16 protein-coding genes are annotated in these 15,166 nt (G+C 64.1%); 11 read left to right on the forward strand and 5 right to left on the reverse strand.

Annotated elements, in window-relative coordinates; genetic code table 11:
* The first annotated feature begins 73 nt into the window (after positions 1 to 73).
* The 11 genes from gdhA (at position 74) to K3148_RS11330 (ending at position 9,697) form a co-directional block, all read left to right on the forward strand.
* Positions 74 to 1,390, forward strand: a complete 1,317-nt coding sequence (gdhA, locus tag K3148_RS11280) for an NADP-specific glutamate dehydrogenase (RefSeq protein ID WP_221426699.1) — start codon at positions 74 to 76, stop codon at positions 1,388 to 1,390.
* Between the two features lie 287 nt (positions 1,391 to 1,677).
* Positions 1,678 to 2,046 carry a 30S ribosomal protein S13 gene (gene rpsM, locus K3148_RS11285; protein WP_221424875.1) on the forward strand — a complete coding sequence of 123 codons (369 nt, stop codon included), beginning with the start codon at positions 1,678 to 1,680 and terminating at the stop codon, positions 2,044 to 2,046.
* A gap of 56 nt (positions 2,047 to 2,102) precedes the next feature.
* Entirely contained in the window at positions 2,103 to 2,492 is a 390-nt protein-coding gene (gene rpsK / locus K3148_RS11290; protein WP_006831904.1) for a 30S ribosomal protein S11, read from the forward strand.
* 107 nt (positions 2,493 to 2,599) lie between these two features.
* Positions 2,600 to 3,655 carry a DNA-directed RNA polymerase subunit alpha gene (locus tag K3148_RS11295; protein WP_221424876.1) on the forward strand — a complete coding sequence of 352 codons (1,056 nt, stop codon included), beginning with the start codon at positions 2,600 to 2,602 and terminating at the stop codon, positions 3,653 to 3,655.
* Between the two features lie 90 nt (positions 3,656 to 3,745).
* The gene (rplQ, locus tag K3148_RS11300; RefSeq protein WP_221424877.1) at positions 3,746 to 4,165 is read left to right on the forward strand and encodes a 50S ribosomal protein L17; all 420 of its coding nucleotides are present in this window, start codon (positions 3,746 to 3,748) and stop codon (positions 4,163 to 4,165) included.
* A 103-nt stretch (positions 4,166 to 4,268) separates the two neighbouring features.
* Positions 4,269 to 4,835 (forward strand): GbsR/MarR family transcriptional regulator, encoded by a 567-nt coding sequence (locus K3148_RS11305; RefSeq protein WP_221424878.1) that lies wholly within the window; start codon positions 4,269 to 4,271, stop codon positions 4,833 to 4,835.
* A 23-nt stretch (positions 4,836 to 4,858) separates the two neighbouring features.
* On the forward strand, positions 4,859 to 5,515 hold the full coding sequence (locus tag K3148_RS11310; RefSeq protein ID WP_221424879.1) for a DUF4166 domain-containing protein: 657 nt from the start codon (positions 4,859 to 4,861) through the stop codon (positions 5,513 to 5,515).
* Positions 5,508 to 6,659: a saccharopine dehydrogenase family protein gene (locus tag K3148_RS11315; protein WP_221424880.1), complete on the forward strand. Its 1,152-nt coding sequence runs from the start codon at positions 5,508 to 5,510 to the stop codon at positions 6,657 to 6,659. Before K3148_RS11310 ends, K3148_RS11315 begins: the two co-directional genes overlap by 8 nt.
* On the forward strand, positions 6,656 to 8,008 hold the full coding sequence (locus tag K3148_RS11320; protein ID WP_221424881.1) for a serine hydrolase domain-containing protein: 1,353 nt from the start codon (positions 6,656 to 6,658) through the stop codon (positions 8,006 to 8,008). The genes K3148_RS11315 and K3148_RS11320 overlap by 4 nt, the downstream gene beginning before the upstream one ends.
* Before the next feature lie 130 nt (positions 8,009 to 8,138).
* On the forward strand, positions 8,139 to 8,729 hold the full coding sequence (locus tag K3148_RS11325; protein ID WP_221424882.1) for a hypothetical protein: 591 nt from the start codon (positions 8,139 to 8,141) through the stop codon (positions 8,727 to 8,729).
* A gap of 158 nt (positions 8,730 to 8,887) precedes the next feature.
* Complete coding sequence (locus K3148_RS11330; RefSeq protein ID WP_221424883.1) at positions 8,888 to 9,697, forward strand: hypothetical protein; 810 nt, start codon at positions 8,888 to 8,890, stop codon at positions 9,695 to 9,697.
* On the opposite strand, the gene K3148_RS11335 is transcribed toward K3148_RS11330, so the two are convergent.
* The 5 genes from K3148_RS11335 to lpdA all read right to left on the reverse strand — a co-directional run bounded on the left by K3148_RS11335 (position 9,694) and on the right by lpdA (position 15,129).
* The gene (locus K3148_RS11335) at positions 9,694 to 10,329 is read right to left on the reverse strand and encodes a trimeric intracellular cation channel family protein (RefSeq protein ID WP_221424884.1); all 636 of its coding nucleotides are present in this window, start codon (positions 10,327 to 10,329) and stop codon (positions 9,694 to 9,696) included. The genes K3148_RS11330 and K3148_RS11335 overlap by 4 nt on opposite strands.
* On the reverse strand, positions 10,326 to 11,030 hold the full coding sequence (locus tag K3148_RS11340) for a PepSY domain-containing protein (protein ID WP_221424885.1): 705 nt from the start codon (positions 11,028 to 11,030) through the stop codon (positions 10,326 to 10,328). Before K3148_RS11340 ends, K3148_RS11335 begins: the two co-directional genes overlap by 4 nt.
* A gap of 44 nt (positions 11,031 to 11,074) precedes the next feature.
* Positions 11,075 to 12,442, reverse strand: a complete 1,368-nt coding sequence (locus K3148_RS11345) for an amidase family protein (protein WP_247711560.1) — start codon at positions 12,440 to 12,442, stop codon at positions 11,075 to 11,077.
* A 57-nt stretch (positions 12,443 to 12,499) separates the two neighbouring features.
* A complete protein-coding gene (locus K3148_RS11350) occupies positions 12,500 to 13,651 on the reverse strand; it encodes a serine hydrolase domain-containing protein (RefSeq protein ID WP_221424886.1) in 1,152 nt (383 codons plus the stop codon).
* Between the two features lie 65 nt (positions 13,652 to 13,716).
* The gene (gene lpdA, locus K3148_RS11355) at positions 13,717 to 15,129 is read right to left on the reverse strand and encodes a dihydrolipoyl dehydrogenase (protein ID WP_221424887.1); all 1,413 of its coding nucleotides are present in this window, start codon (positions 15,127 to 15,129) and stop codon (positions 13,717 to 13,719) included.
* Positions 15,130 to 15,166 lie beyond the last annotated feature (37 nt).

Here is a 15,166-nt window from a genome sequence, read left to right on the forward strand (position 1 = left end):
CGCAAAAACGGGGAGAGATGGGAGGTGCGCCTTGGCATCCGTCTACGACAGGCACGTCGATCTTCCGACCTTCATGGAAGGCGTGAAGAAGCGCAATCCGGGGCAGGATGAGTTCATCCAGGCCGTCCATGAGGTGGCGCAGGACATCTTCGATTTCATCGAGGACAAGGAGGAATACCACGAGGCGCAGATCCTGCGGCGGATCGCCGAGCCCGATCGCGTGGTCTCCTTCCGCGTCTGCTGGGAGGATGACAACCACAACATCCGCGTCCAGCGCGGGTGGCGCGTGCAGAACAACAACGCGATCGGCCCCTACAAGGGCGGCATCCGGTTCCATCCCAGCGTGAACGAAAGCGTCCTCAAGTTCCTCGCCTTCGAGCAGACCTTCAAGAATTCGCTCACCGGCCTGCCGATGGGCGGCGGGAAGGGCGGGGCGAACTTCAACCCCAAGGGCAAAAGCGACAGCGAAGTCATGCGCTTTTGCCAGTCCTTCATGACCGAACTCTATCGCCACATCGGCCCCGATACCGACGTGCCCGCGGGCGATATCGGCGTCGGCGCGCGCGAGATCGGCTATATGTTCGGCCAGTACAAGCGGATCACCAACCGCTGGGAAGGCGTGCTGACCGGCAAGGGCACTGAATACGGCGGCTCGAAGATGCGGCCCGAGGCCACCGGCTATGGCGCGGTCTACTTCCTGCGCAACATGCTGGAAAAGGACGGGCAGGATATCGAGGGCAAGCAAGCGGTCATTTCCGGCTCCGGCAATGTTGCAACGCATGCGGCGGAAAAGCTCTGCCAGCTCGGCGCCAAGGTGCTCACCCTGTCGGACAGCGACGGCTTCATCCACGATCCCGACGGCATCGACCAGGAGAAGATCGACTGGGTCAAACGCCTCAAGAACGAGAGGCGTGGACGCATCAGCGAATACGCCGACCACTTCACCAACGCGACCTTTCATGAGGGCAAGAAGCCATGGAATGTCGACTGCGACATCGCCCTCCCGTGCGCAACGCAGAACGAGCTGTGCGAGGACGATGCGAAGGCGCTGGTCGAGAACGGCTGCATGGCGGTCTCCGAAGGCGCGAACATGCCGACGACGCTCGAAGGGGTGAAGGTTTTCCACGAGGCGAAGATCCTCTACGGGCCCGGCAAGGCGGCAAATGCCGGCGGGGTGGCCGTGTCGGGTCTGGAAATGAGCCAGAACGCCGAGCGGATCAGCTGGAACCACGACAAACTGGGCGAGATGCTCACCGAACTCATGCAGGACATCCACGACAAATGCGTCGAGCATGGCGAGCAGGACGGCTATATCGACTATGTCCGCGGGGCCAATATCGCCGGCTTCAAGAAGGTTGCAGACGCGATGCTCGCCTTCGGGGTGGTTTAACCGGATTTTGACGGACGCCGCGCCATTGTCTATGACACCCTTGATAACACGGGCGGGGCAACCATATGGGCTGCCTTCGCGTGTTTGCGTGCGCGAGACGGTTGACCCTCGCGGCGAATCCGACTAAGCGCGCCTTTCATTCGACACTTGCGGCGAGTCCGGCAGGCGGTTGCCTATGTGCGCGCCATCCGGGCTTTTTGCGCTACCGGCGTCCACGGGTGTCAGTGAAAACAAAGCGTTGAGATGGGGTCCCGCTTCAAGAGACCCTGTGGAGCATGGAGATTTAAGTGGCTCGTATTGCCGGGGTAAACATCCCCACCAACAAGCGCGTTATCATCGCGCTCACCTATATTCACGGTATCGGTCGCACTAAGGCCGTCGAGATCGCCGACAAGCTCGGCATCGATCACACCACGCGTGTCCAGGACCTCACCGACGAGGAACTGCTTCGCGTTCGTGAAACCATCGATGAAGAGCATACGGTTGAAGGTGACCTTCGTCGCGAAACCGCGATGAACATCAAGCGCCTGATGGACCTGCGTTCCTATCGCGGCCTTCGTCACCGTGCCGGCCTGCCCGTTCGCGGCCAGCGCACCCACACCAACGCCCGCACCCGCAAGGGTAAGGCCAAGCCGATCGCCGGCAAGAAGAAGTAAGCTTCGGGTTTCCCGATAAGCTTTTGCCTTCTTGATAGAATAGAGGAATACACACCATGGCACGCGAACCAGGCCGCGTACGGCGCCGCGATAAGAAGAACATCTCTTCGGGCGTCGCGCACATCAACGCCAGCTTCAACAACACGATGATCACCATCACCGACGCGCAGGGCAACGCCATCAGCTGGTCCAGCGCCGGCATGATGGGCTTCAAGGGCAGCCGCAAGTCGACTCCCTATGCCGCGCAGGTTGCCGCCGACGACGCAGGCCGCAAGGCCGCCGAACACGGCGTGCGCACCCTCGAAGTCGAAGTGAAGGGCCCGGGCTCGGGTCGTGAGAGCGCACTGCGCGGTCTCGCGGCTGTGGGCTTCACCATCACCTCGATCCGCGACGTGACGCCGATCCCGCACAACGGGGTCCGTCCTTCCAAGCGTCGTCGCGTCTGATCCGTACCTGCCTGGTGGCTCGGATACGCTGAGCCACCGACACATTCACGGACCGGACGCTCGATAAAGAGCTCCGGTCCTGCCCGCATCCACACCAGGGGAAATCCATGTCCGTCAACATCAAGAACTGGCAGGAACTCAAGAAACCCAACACCCTCGACATCAAGGACGGTGGCGACAAGGGCCGCAAGGCGACCTTCGTGGCCGAACCGCTCGAGCGCGGCTTCGGCCTTACGCTCGGCAACGCGCTGCGTCGCGTTCTGCTGTCCTCGCTGCAGGGTGCAGCCATTACCTCGATCAAGATCGAGAACGTGCTGCATGAATTCTCCTCGCTCGCCGGCGTGCGCGAGGACGTCACCGATATCGTCCTGAACGTGAAGCAGATCGCGCTCAAGATGGAAGGCGAAGGCCTCAAGCGCCTCCAGCTCTCGGCCACCGGCCCGGGCGAAGTGAAGGCCGGCGACATCGCCGTCACCGGCGACATCGAGGTCATGAACAAGGACCTCGTCATCTGTCACCTCGACGAAGGTGCCACGCTGAACATGGAACTGACCGCGGACACCGGTAAGGGCTACCGCCCCGCCGTGATGAACCGTCCGGTCGACGCTCCGATCGGCCTCATCCCGGTCGACAGCCTGTACTCGCCGGTCCGCCAGGTGAGCTACAAGGTCGAGAACGCCCGTGTCGGCCAGGAACTGGACTACGACAAGCTTTCGCTGACCATCGAAACCGACGGCACCGTCACTCCGGAAGACGCCGTGGCCTATGCCGCGCGCATCCTCCAGGATCAGCTGACCCTGTTCGTCCACTTCGAAGACGGCATCCCGCAGCCCAGCTCGGCCATGATCGGCCAGGCTGCAGAGCCGCAGGAAAGCGACACCAACCAGCTCAACCGTTACCTCCTCAAGAAGGTCGACGAGCTGGAACTGTCGGTCCGTTCGGCAAACTGCCTCAAGAACGACAACATCATCTACATCGGCGACCTGGTCCAAAAGACCGAGGCCGAGATGCTCCGTACGCCGAACTTCGGCCGCAAGTCGCTCAACGAGATCAAGGAAGTCCTGAGCTCGATGGGTCTGCGCCTCGGCATGGACATCCCTGGCTGGCCGCCGGAAAACATCGAGGAAATGGCCAAGAAGCTCGAACAGGAGCTGCTGGGCTAATCCAGATACACGGGAGTGGGCCGGACCCGTTAATCCGGCCCGTATCGGGCTACCTAGAACGGGCCCCCTACGAACGAAGAAGGAAGTACTATGCGTCACAAGATTTCGGGCCGTAAGCTCCAGCGCAAGACCGGCCACCGCAAGGCCCTGTTCCGCAACATGAGCGCCGCGCTCATCAAGCACGAGCAGATCCTCACCACGCAGGCGAAGGCCAAGGAACTGCGTCCTTACATCGAGAAGCTGATCACGCTCGCAAAGCGTGGCGGTCTTTCGAACCGCCGCCTTGCCATGAGCAAGCTGCAGGACGAAACGCAGCTGAAGAAGCTGTTTGACGTTCTGGCCGAGCGTTACTCGGACCGTGACGGCGGCTACACCCGCGTCATCAAGGCTGGCTACCGCGGCAGCGACGCCGCCGCCATGGCCGTCATCGAATTCGTCGACCGCGATGTCGACGCCAAGGGCCAGGACAGCGGCCCGGTGATGACCGAGGAAGAGATGGAAGACGCGTAAGCGCTTCGCTCGACACGAGACATGGAAGAGGCCGGGGGAGAAATCCTCCGGCCTTTTTCTATGCGCGCTTGACTCTCGAACGGCTTTGACAGATATTTCTGTCATGACAGAAAAGAATGACAGGATCGAATTGTCGCCATCCATCGCGCGCTTCGTGCTGCATTGGGGCGATCTGGGCAGCCAGTGGGGCGTGAATCGCTCGGTCGCGCAAATCCATGCGCTTCTGTTCATCTCCGACGAACCGCTCAACGCCGAACAGATCGCAGCGACGCTGGGCCTCGCCCGCTCAAATGTGTCGAATTCGATCCGCGAGCTGCTTTCGTGGAAACTGATCGAGCGCGTGCCCGTGCTGGGCGAGCGACGCGATCATTTCACGGCCGAAGCCGACATCTGGGAAATGGCAACGCGCATCGCCCGCGGGCGCAAGGAGCGCGAGATCGATCCGGCGGAGGCGGCGCTCAAGCTGTGCAATGAAGAGGCCACGCGCGATCCCGCCATCAGCCCGCAGGCCCGCCAGAAGCTCGCCGACATGCTCGAGTTCGTCTCCACGATGTCGCGCTGGCACGACGAGATGCTCAACGTACCGAAGGGCGCGCTCATGACGCTGATCGGTCTGGGGTCAGGGATCGTGAAGGTTATCGGATGGAGGCCCGGCAAGGGCAAGAAATAGCGCAATCGCGAAAGGGGAAGGCGATGCAGGCGCAGGAGCAAGAGGTCAGGCAAGACGGACCGGTCGCAAGTGGGCTGGCCTATGACACGCGCTTCCGGGCCCTCGTGGGTGAAGTGGCCTGGCGCGGGCTCCCGCAGGCCGTGCAAAAGCGCTTCTCGAAGCGCCTCGCGGAGGCGAAGCTCGCAATTTACCCCGGCGTGATCGAGGAGGTCCGCTTCAGCCGCGCTGGGTGGCTTCTCGCCCAGCTATGCCGGGTGATCGGCGCCCCGCTGCCGCTCCATGCGGACAAGGGCGTGCCCGCCACGGTCTCGGTCAGCGAAGACGGGGCGAGCGGCGGCCAGTGCTGGACGCGCGTCTACGCCCGCAAGCGCGGTTTCCCGCAGGTGATCCACAGCGCCAAGCGCTTCGCCGGGCGTTCGGGGCTGGAAGAGTATCTCGGACGGGGCATCGGCATGGCGCTCAAGGTGGTCGCGATCGAGCGCGGCCTCGAATTTCGCAGCGACCACTATTTCCTCGACATCGGGCCAGTCCGCTTGCGCCTGCCGCACTGGATCGGGCCGGGCCGCACGGTCGTCCGCCACCGCGACCTCGGCGAGGGGCGGTTCGAATTCTCGTTGAGCCTCGTCCACCCCTTGCTGGGCGAACTGGTTTACCAGATGGGAGTGTTCCGCGATGGCTGAGCCTTTGAAAGTCCTGCTGGTGGGCGCGAGCGGTGTCTTCGGGTCGCGCCTTGCCGAACTGGCGGTAAAGGAGCCGGGCATCGCGCTGACGCTGGCGGCGCGCAACCTTGCCAAGCTGGAGGCGCTCGCCGCCCGGCTTCCCGCGAAGGTCGGGCTGGCCCGCATCGATCGCGACCACGTGAAATCGGTCGATCTTGTGGGCTACGATCTCGTGATCGACGCCGCCGGCCCTTTTCAGCATTCGCACACGCGGCTGATCGACGCGGCGATTGGGGCGCGAGTCGACTATTTGGACCTTGCCGACGGGCGCGAGTTCATCGCCCGCTTCCCGCGCTTCGACGCGCAGGCGAGGGAGGCCGGTGTCGCGCTGGTGACGGGCGCAAGCTCGATCCCTGCACTCAGCCACGCGGTCCTGGACTGGCTGACGGCAGGCTGGCGTGCAATCGACGACCTGCGCGTCGGCATCTACCCCGGCAACCGCGCCCCGCGCGGCCGCTCGGTAGTGGAAGCGATCCTCTCCTATGTCGGCAAGCCCGTCCACGTCTTTCGCGAAGGCGCGTGGCAGGAGGTGCCGGGCTGGGGCGGCCTCCACCGCGAGGACATCCCGCGCATCGGCAAACGCTGGGCCTCGGTCTGCGACACGCCCGAGCAGGACCTGCTGGTCGCGCGCTACAAGCCGCGCCGGTCGGCGGAGTTCTTTGCCGGGCTGGAGCTTGGCCTTCTGCATATCGGCCTGTGGCTGTGCGCGCTGCCGGTGCGCTGGGGCTGGCTCAAGACCCTGCAGCCATTTGCTCTGCCGATGCTCAAGCTTGCCGAACTGGTGCGGCTCGTCGGCTCCGATCGGGGTGCGATGACGGTGAGGGCGCGGGGCGAGGGGCCTGCTGGGGAATCGGTCGAGAACACATGGATACTGCGCGCCGACGCCAATCGCGGGCCTTATGTCCCGGTGCTCGCCGCGCTGGCGATGATCCGGCACCGTCGGGAGGGCACGGGTCCGGGGAAGGGCGCGCATGTCTGTTCGGGCTTCCTCGCGCTCGAGGATTTCCTGCCCGACATGGAGGCGCTCGGCATGGAGCATTGGTTCGAAAGCGCGCCGCAAGGCTTTGACTTGGCGCAGGAGGCGCGGCAATCCTCTGCCGCATGATCCGAACCGCACTCGCCGCCGCTGCCCTCCTCTCCGCCACACCGACGCTCGCCCAATCGACCACACAGGACGAGCTCGACGCGCGTTACGACAGGGCGCTCGCGGCCGGGTACAAGGCGCTGTTCCTGTGCAGTGCCATCGCGAATGCGGAGCGCAATGGCGCTGAGCGTTCGCCTGAAAGCGTGGAGCGATGGGAGCTTGCTGGCATTCAATCCCCGCTCGACGGTTTAGCCCCCGACTTACCCTTCCAGATCCAGCGCGGGCCGACCGGGCAATTGGTTCAGGTCTCCGTCTCCTGGGCCGATGGGGTATCGCCGCGTATTGCGATCCACGATTCCCAGAAGGGTTGTTACCAACTCCCTGTTGGTGGAGCCCCCGCTCCCTTCAACTCAGTGCGAGAGCCGAAGACCCTTGCAGACGGAGAGGTCATCGCTCCAACCGCTTCTCTGGGTGACGTCTTCGGGCGAGCGTTCGGTCCTGCCTACGGCCAGGACACGCGCACGACTGCCGCCTTGGTCATGCTCGGGGGAGAAATTGTCGGGGAACGCTATGTTGCCGAGTTCGGGCCAGCCGTGCCGCAGCGCACGTGGTCCGTCGCGAAGAGCCTTGCCGCGACCCTCGTCGGAGCGGCCACTTATCGCGGCGAGATCACGGTAAACACGTCGGCGAAGCTCGGTCTTGCGTTTAACGACCGGCGCAACGCTATCACCATCGACCACCTTTTGCGCATGGCCTCCGGTCGCTATTCGGACACACCCGGCAACCGGACCGATCCGCTTTACTATGGCGGATCGAGCGTCGAGGAGACCGCGCAGCATTGGCCGCTCATTCACACCCCGGGCACGGTTTTCCGCTATGCGAACAACGATACGCTGGCAGCGATAAAAGCGATAACTCCTACCTTCGCGAGCCACCCTCCAGCGGCCTTCCTGGAAGCGGTCGGTATGGATCACACGGTTGCCGAGACCGATTGGCGGGGAGACTTTATTCTCTCGTCGCAAGTCTGGTCGACCGCGCGCGATCTTGCCAAGCTTGGCCAGCTCTACCTCAACGATGGGCTGCTGGCCGACGGAACCCGCATCCTGCCCGAAGGCTGGGTCAAGTATGTTTCCGCCCCCTCTAGCCCGCAGCCGGATGGTCCCTTTGGCTATGGTGCAGGGTTCTGGCTCTTCAACAAGTCGGACGGCATCCCGCCCGACACCTTCGCCGCGATGGGCAACCGCGGGCAGTTCATAGTAATCGTCCCGAGTATGAACACCGTGATCGTCCGAAGGGGTGAGGATCCGGCCGGTTCGCGCTTCGATATCGCCGGTTTCACGCGCGATGTGCTTGAAAGCATTGCAGAATAATTGTTCAGATAAAGTGCGCTTTACCTGAACATCGCCTGCAATCGGGATTCAGCGTCACCTCACAGCGAATCGCCTAGAACCTCAATCAACCGAGGCAATCCCGCCCCGGTAGAGATGAGGAGAACCTCACATGACCAACTATTTCCAGAAGTTTGCGAAGGGTGGGATCGCGACGGCAGCTGTCGGTGCAATGGCGCTCGCCGGTGCAACGCCTGCCCAGGCCCGTGACCGCGACGACGGCATTTCCGTCGGCGACGTCATTGCCGGTGCCGTGATCATCGGCGGTATTGCCGCCATCGCCAATTCCGCGAGCCGCGACCGCGATTATTATCGGGACGGACGCTATTACCGCGATGGCCGTTATTACCGAGACGGACGCGATTATCGCTACAACCAGTACCGCAACCGCGGCAATCCGCGCGCAGCCGTCGAGCGCTGTGTAGCAGCGGCAAAGCAGGATGCGCGCCGCTACGGTGGCTATCGCTACGCCCAGGTCACCGAAATCCGCGACGTGGACGACACGCGTTACGGCTGGAGGGTGAAGGGCCGCATGGTTGTCGATGGAAACTACCGCGGTGGACGTTACGATCGCCGGGGCTATCGCGATCGCAACAACCGTTACCAGCGCTGGAACGACCGCGATAGCGGCAAGTTCACCTGCAACATCGAGCGTGGCCGCGTGAGCCATGTCGACTTCAAGGGTATCCGCGGCCTCCGCTAAGACCCTTTTGCAAACACATCACACACGGCCCGGGCGCAGGCGTCCGGGCCGTTTTTCGTGCGCGGTTCAGCCTCGCTAAAGGCTTTCCTCCGCATGAACATGGGCATCACTAGACGATTCGCGCCAGGTGGGGGTGCGTAAGAAACGGGGACCGGTCAATGCCGCTGAAGACCAGACTTGCCGCCGCGCCTGCCATGCTGGCCGCGCTTTCGCTCACCGCCATGCCCGCTCAGGCTGCCGAAATGCCTCAGCCGACCAAGGCGCCGGCCCATGCCGCCGCCGTGCCGGTGCTCGATATCGAAAAGGCGCAGACGGCGGAGCATCGCCGCCATTATCGTTACCGGTACCGTCGCGGACCCGGTGTGGGAGACGTGCTGGCGGGAGTGCTGATCGTTGGCGCTATCGCTCATGCTGCCAAGGCGGCCACCCGCGATGACCGAAGGAATCGTGACCGCGACTATCGCCGCGACGCGCGCTGGGAAGACGGGCGCGGAATCGATCGCGCGGTCGAGATGTGCCTCGATGCCATCGAGCGCGATCGCCGGGTCGAAAGCGTCGAGCGGGTGGACCGCACCGCGCGCGGCTGGATGGTCGAGGGCACGCTTTCGCGCGGCGGCGGCTTCCTGTGCCGGATTGGCGACAATGGCCGTATCCAGGACATCGACTACAGCGGACGCAGCGCTCGCTACGACCGCGACGACGATGGCCGTTACGAAGACGGCCGTTACGAGGATACCGACTGGAACGAGGATGAGCGTCGCTATGGTCAGGACGATCAGGGCGAGGACGCGGATGATCAGTGGGACGATGATCGCTACGCCAGCGAATGGAGCCGGGTGGATCGCGGCGAGGCAGTCGCTTCGGCGGTCCCGCAGGCCGACTATCCGGGCGGCCCGGTCGAGGATGACGACGCCCCGGTCGACGGCGATCTCGAAATCGGTACCGGCTACCCCGGCGCCGGGGCCTAGTCCTCGGCGGCGGCCCGCTCGTCATAGGCGGGCAGGGCCAGATTGAGCAGGATCGCGGCTAGGCGCAGCGCAAAGCCCGCCAGCGCCGCCGCGATCCATGTCCACCAATTGGTGACACCCAGCAAGCTCCCTGCGACGGTGATCGAGGCCGACAGCGCCGCCGCGGTGACATAGAGTTCCGGCCGCATCAGGATCGACGGGCGACCTGCCAGCACGTCGCGGATGATCCCGCCGGCTGTCCCGGTGATGACTCCCATCAGCAGCGCAGGCACGGGCGGCACGCCATATTGAAGGGCCTTCGCCGTGCCGAGCACCGCATAGGCGGCTAGACCCATGCCGTCGGCAATCGAGAGAAACTTGCCCTCCAGCCAGCGCGTCGGCGTGAACCAGGTGAAGAGCGCCACGCCAAGGCAGATCGCCGCCACCCAGGGGTCGGTAATCCAGAACACGGGCGCGCCGATCAGCAGGTCGCGGATCGTACCGCCGCCGACGCCGGTGATCAGCGCGAAGAAGGACAGCGTCACCAGCGTCTGCTTTTCCTTGGCCGCGACCAGCGCGCCGGTCAGCGCGAAGATCGCAACGCCAGCAAGGTCCAGCCAGTCGAGGACGGGGGTGAGGATTTCCTCGTTCAAGTGGTTACCTGCGGGCGCGCCTTGCGGCGGCGGAACATGAGCACGCAACCAAGCAGCGATCCGATCACGCCGAGCAGGGCGAAGAGGATGAGGATTGGGTGGCTCGTGTCCTCGCGCGTTTCCAGGTCCATGATGTGGAGGCCCCAGACGAAATCGAAGGTCCGCCACCAGCGCGTGCGCACCGCCTCGATCGCGCCGGTTTCGGTGCCGACATAGACGTGCGTGCCGTCTTCCAGCACGACCTGCCAGACCGGCATCGGGCGGCGGAAGTCGAAGGGCACGGCGTCGGCCTCATAACGCGCCGTGCTGACCACCTTGTCCCCGCCGTGAATGCGTTCGCCCACGATCAGCCGCGCTTCCACTTCGGACAGGGGCGACATCTTCACGCCATTCGTGCGGAAGCGTTCGCTCGTCCCGTCCATGTATGTGATGCGCGTCACGGTCTCGCCACGCTCGACCTGCGTGGTGACCGAGCGGACCGGTTCGGTGCTTTCGGACGGAAGCGCGACCGAGATGTTCGTATCGGGCGGCAGCGCGCGCTCGGTCACTTCCTTGCGGAGGTGGTTGCCGCGCACTTCCTCGATCGGCTTGATGACCATGATGAGGCCGGTGACCGTCCACATGAGGATCGGCACGCCGACCAGCCATCCGAGCCAGATGTGCCATTTCGCAAAGCGCTGCATGATGCGCTGGTTCGCCACGCGTATTCTCCCGTCGTCCGGCTGCGAGCCTTGGCGCTGCGCGGTCAGGAGTGCAAGACCCGGCCGATCTCTTCCGCAGCTTCGATGGCTGCCAGGTCCGCCCAGCGCGGAGCCATGACCTGCATGCCGCACGGAAGCCCGCCGCTCTCGCCAATGGGAAGGACGGTGGCGGGAAGATTGGGGAAGGTGGCAAGACCCGCCCAGCACAGGCCCGCGGCTCCGGGAGCCTCCTTTCCCTCGATCTCTATGGTCCCGTCGAACACGCGGGTCTTGCTGTTCGGGACGGCAAGCACCGGTGCGGGCGGGGCAAGGACGAAGTCGTAGGTCTCGAACAGGCGGTGCCACGCCATCTCGTTGCGCGCCTGCGTGTCGAGGAGGTCGAACCAGTCGGTCGCGCTCGCGCGCTTGCCGTCCTTGTTCGGCGCGCCGCGCGCCATGGCGATGTTGAGCATGCGCATGTAGTTGCCGTGCTGGCGCTCGAGATCGGGGACGAGGTCGCTGCTGCGGTCAACCGTCACTCCGGCCTTCTCCAGCGCGATGGCGGCCGCCTCCATCGGGCCACGCACTCCGCTGTCAGTGGGGCAGGAGGGGTGGTCGATGAGCATCAGGACCCGGCAGTCGCGCAAGGGCCTGGTGCGCTCGGACAGCGGCATTGAGGCGGTCAGGCGCAGCAGCACCGCCAGATCGGCGGCGTTGCGGGCCAGCGGGCCGGCAATGGAGAGCGCCCCGTCATGCGCGCCGCGGCCGGCCATCAGCGGATGGTCGTGACCCTCCTTGCTGATCAGGCCCCAGCTCGACTTGTGTCCCCAGACGCCGCAGAAATGCGCAGGCACACGCACCGAGCCGCCGATGTCGGTCCCGAATTCGCAGGGCACCATGCCGCTCGCCACGGCCGCTGCGGAACCGCCCGAGGACCCGCCGGGCGAACGCTCATGGTCGTGGGGATTGTGCGTGCGGCCATAGACCGGGTTGGCGGATTGCCAGTCGGCAAGGTCGGGCGGGACGTTGGTCTTGCCCAAAAACACTACGCCCGCCTGCTTCAGCAGCGTTACAACGCGCGAATCCGCCTTGGCGATGGCGTCCCGGTGCGCCTCGTGCCCCCAACTGGTGGGCAGACCCTCGATGTCGAAACTTTCCTTGATCGTCATCGGCACGCCGAACAGCGGCTGGCCGCGTGAGCCGCCGCTGCCCGTCATCGCCTTGGCCTTATCGCGCGCACGGTCGAAATCGCACACGACGACCGCGTTGATATGGGCATCGAGCCGCTCGATCCGCGCAATCGCGTGGTCGACGGCCTCGAGCGGCGACATCTCGCCACGCGCGATCATGGCGGCGGTCTCGATGGCGCCGGGCTCTTGGGTCAGTTTCGGATAGGCCACGCAGATCTCCTCTCGCGCGGATGTGTCGGACATCCGCGCGCCAGCGTCAATTGCCGGGAGAGGAGGGCGGAGCGCTAGCCCCGGTTGCGGCTATTCCGCCTGTGCCGCCATCTGGTCGAACAGGGCCCGGTAATGCCTCGCCATCAACAGGTCGGGATCGGTCGCCTCCAGCAACTGCAGTCCCAATTCGAAAGCGTCGCCACCATTCATGAACAGGACAAGACCTTCCCGCGTTTCCGGACTGAAATAGACTTGTGCATGCTCGCCGAAGTCGTTGCCACTATGGTTGAGGATCATCCGGTCGGGTTCGCCGAACAGCGTCCAGCCGGGGCCGTAGCCAAGGGGATCGGGGCAGTCTTCGGGGGTCGCAACGCACACATACCCTAGTGCGCTGTCCGAGCGGGACAGCAGGGTGCTGCGCTCCTGCTGCATTTCGGGCGAAAGATCGTCGGCTTTGATCAAGGCGACGAGCAGGCGGGCATAACCGGGCACCGTGGCGTACAGATTGTCCGCCGGATTGTAGGCGCCCATGAGGATGAGCGCGCCGCTGCGGTCGTTGGTGAAGGGGGCATAGCGCTTGCCCGTGGCGTCGACCGGCCCGGCGACTCGTCCTTCCAGCCAATCCTCGCGGCCGACTGCGATTTCCGCGATGCCGAGGGGATTGAAAAGATATTCGTCGACCAGTTCGGGGTAGGTCTTCCCGTAACGAGCCTCGAGATAGCGCATGACGATGGTGATTCCGGCGCCCGAATAATGCACCTGGCCATTGCCAGGCTCGTCGATGAAGGCGAGCTTGCCGTCATCGTAGGAGTCGGCCCAGTTGAGTAGCCCCGCCTGATGTGAGAGCAAAATACGCGGCGTAAGTTTCGCGTAGCGCGCGTCTTTCGAAAGTTCGGGGTGCTCGTAATAGGCAGCAATCGGATCATCGAGATCGAGATCGGTCCGGTCGGCGATGCGGTAAGTGGTCTCGGCCAGCACGGTCTTGGCGACCGAAGCGACGTTAAAGGCGGTCTGCGGGCCGACAGGAACACCCTCGGCCTGCTCGCCCCAGAAATCCATCCAGACCACGCGCCCGTCTTCGATGCGCGCCATCCCGATACCGGCTACGTTGAGCTGGGCGAGCACTGTGCGCGCGACACCGTCCACCTGTTCCGGAGCACTGGCTAGAGGCGATGTGGCCCAGGGCGTGGCGCAAGCTGCCGTGCCGAGACAAAGCGCTGCGGCGAAAGTTCGAAGAATCATGGCAAATCCCTTGCTGTATTATCTTTGCAATACAGCAAGGGATTGTTGCGTCAACCGGGGTGCGATCAGATGTGGATCGGCTTGCCCTGGACCGCCATGGCCGCTTCCTTGATCGCTTCCGAATGCGTCGGGTGGGCGTGGCAGGTGTAGGCGATGTCTTCGGATGTAGCGCCGAATTCCATCGCCTGAGCAGCCTGCGCGATCATGGTGCCGGCAACGCTGGCGATCGCCCAGACGCCGAGTACCCGGTCGCTCTCCGCTTCGGCGATGACTTTCACGAAGCCGTCGGGTTCGTGGTTGGTCTTGGCGCGGCTGTTGGCCATCATCGGGAACTTGCCGACCTTCACCTTGGCCTTGTCGCCACCCATCTTCTCGATGGCTTCTTCGGTGGTGAGGCCGACACCGGCGAATTCGGGCAGGGTGTAGACCACGCCCGGGATGATATCGTGGTTCACGATACCGGTCTGGCCCGCGATGTTCTCGGCACAGGCGATGCCTTCGTCTTCCGCCTTGTGCGCGAGCATGGGGCCGGGGACGACGTCGCCGATGGCCCAGACGCCGTCGACAGTCGTGCGGAAATCGTGATCGGTTTCGATCTGGCCGCGCTTGTTGACCTCCAGACCGATGTTCTCGAGGCCGAGGCCGTCGGTATTAGGCTTGCGACCGATGGAGACCAGCACGCAATCGGCTTCGAGCGTTTCCGCTTCGCCGCCAGCGGACGGTTCAAGCGTCAGCGTGGCCTTCTTGCCCGTGACCGTCACACCGGTGACCTTGGTCTTGAGCTTCAGCTCCATGCCCTGCTTCTTGAAGATCTTGGCCGCTTCCTTGCGGACATCGTCGTCCATGCCGGGCAGCAGCTTGTCGAGGAATTCCACGACCACCACCTCGGCGCCAAGGCGGTTCCAGACCGACCCCAGTTCGAGGCCGATCACGCCGCCGCCAATGACGACCATCTTCTTCGGCACCGAGGCCAGCTCGAGCGCGCCGGTGGAATCGACCACCACTTGAGCATCGTTGTCTACCTCGACTCCCGGAAGCGGGGTGACCGAGGAACCGGTGGCAATGATCACGTTCTTGGCGGTGACCGTTTCGTCGCCGACCTTGACCGTGTGCGCGTCCTGGAAGGTGGCGTGGCCCTTTTTCCAGTCGACCTTGTTCTTCTTGAACAGGAACTCGATGCCGCCGGTCAGACCCTTGACCGCATCGCGGCGCTGGGCATGCATTTTGTCGAGATTGAGCTTCGGCGCGACCTCAATGCCCATGTCGGCCATCGCGCCATTGGCAGCAGCGTCGAAGAACTCGGACGCGTGCAGCATCGCCTTCGACGGGATGCATCCCACGTTGAGGCAGGTGCCGCCCAGCGTCTCGCGGCTTTCTGCACAGGCGGTCTTCAGGCCCAGCTGCGCAGCGCGGATCGCCGCGACATAGCCACCCGGGCCAGCACCGATAACAAGAACGTCGTAGTCGTAATCTGCCATGATCAACTCGGTTTTTCGCATGCCGTTGCGGCACAAT

Origin of the sequence: Qipengyuania aurantiaca (genome assembly GCF_019711375.1) — a bacterium.
GTDB lineage: Bacteria > Pseudomonadota > Alphaproteobacteria > Sphingomonadales > Sphingomonadaceae > Qipengyuania > Qipengyuania aurantiaca.

What these genes read in the sequence shown, in the direction of transcription:
- K3148_RS11350 (WP_221424886.1), bottom strand. Translation starts at nt 13,651, where the DNA reads ATGATTCTTCGAACTTTCGCCGCAGCGCTTTGTCTCGGCACGGCAGCT.
- rplQ (WP_221424877.1), top strand. Translation starts at nt 3,746, where the DNA reads ATGCGTCACAAGATTTCGGGCCGTAAGCTCCAGCGCAAGACCGGCCAC.
- K3148_RS11345 (WP_247711560.1), bottom strand. Translation starts at nt 12,442, where the DNA reads ATGTCCGACACATCCGCGCGAGAGGAGATCTGCGTGGCCTATCCGAAA.
- K3148_RS11305 (WP_221424878.1), top strand. Translation starts at nt 4,269, where the DNA reads ATGACAGAAAAGAATGACAGGATCGAATTGTCGCCATCCATCGCGCGC.
- lpdA (WP_221424887.1), bottom strand. Translation starts at nt 15,129, where the DNA reads ATGGCAGATTACGACTACGACGTTCTTGTTATCGGTGCTGGCCCGGGT.
- K3148_RS11330 (WP_221424883.1), top strand. Translation starts at nt 8,888, where the DNA reads ATGCCGCTGAAGACCAGACTTGCCGCCGCGCCTGCCATGCTGGCCGCG.
- K3148_RS11310 (WP_221424879.1), top strand. Translation starts at nt 4,859, where the DNA reads ATGCAGGCGCAGGAGCAAGAGGTCAGGCAAGACGGACCGGTCGCAAGT.
- K3148_RS11320 (WP_221424881.1), top strand. Translation starts at nt 6,656, where the DNA reads ATGATCCGAACCGCACTCGCCGCCGCTGCCCTCCTCTCCGCCACACCG.
- K3148_RS11315 (WP_221424880.1), top strand. Translation starts at nt 5,508, where the DNA reads ATGGCTGAGCCTTTGAAAGTCCTGCTGGTGGGCGCGAGCGGTGTCTTC.
- K3148_RS11295 (WP_221424876.1), top strand. Translation starts at nt 2,600, where the DNA reads ATGTCCGTCAACATCAAGAACTGGCAGGAACTCAAGAAACCCAACACC.
- gdhA (WP_221426699.1), top strand. Translation starts at nt 74, where the DNA reads ATGGAAGGCGTGAAGAAGCGCAATCCGGGGCAGGATGAGTTCATCCAG.
- rpsK (WP_006831904.1), top strand. Translation starts at nt 2,103, where the DNA reads ATGGCACGCGAACCAGGCCGCGTACGGCGCCGCGATAAGAAGAACATC.
- K3148_RS11325 (WP_221424882.1), top strand. Translation starts at nt 8,139, where the DNA reads ATGACCAACTATTTCCAGAAGTTTGCGAAGGGTGGGATCGCGACGGCA.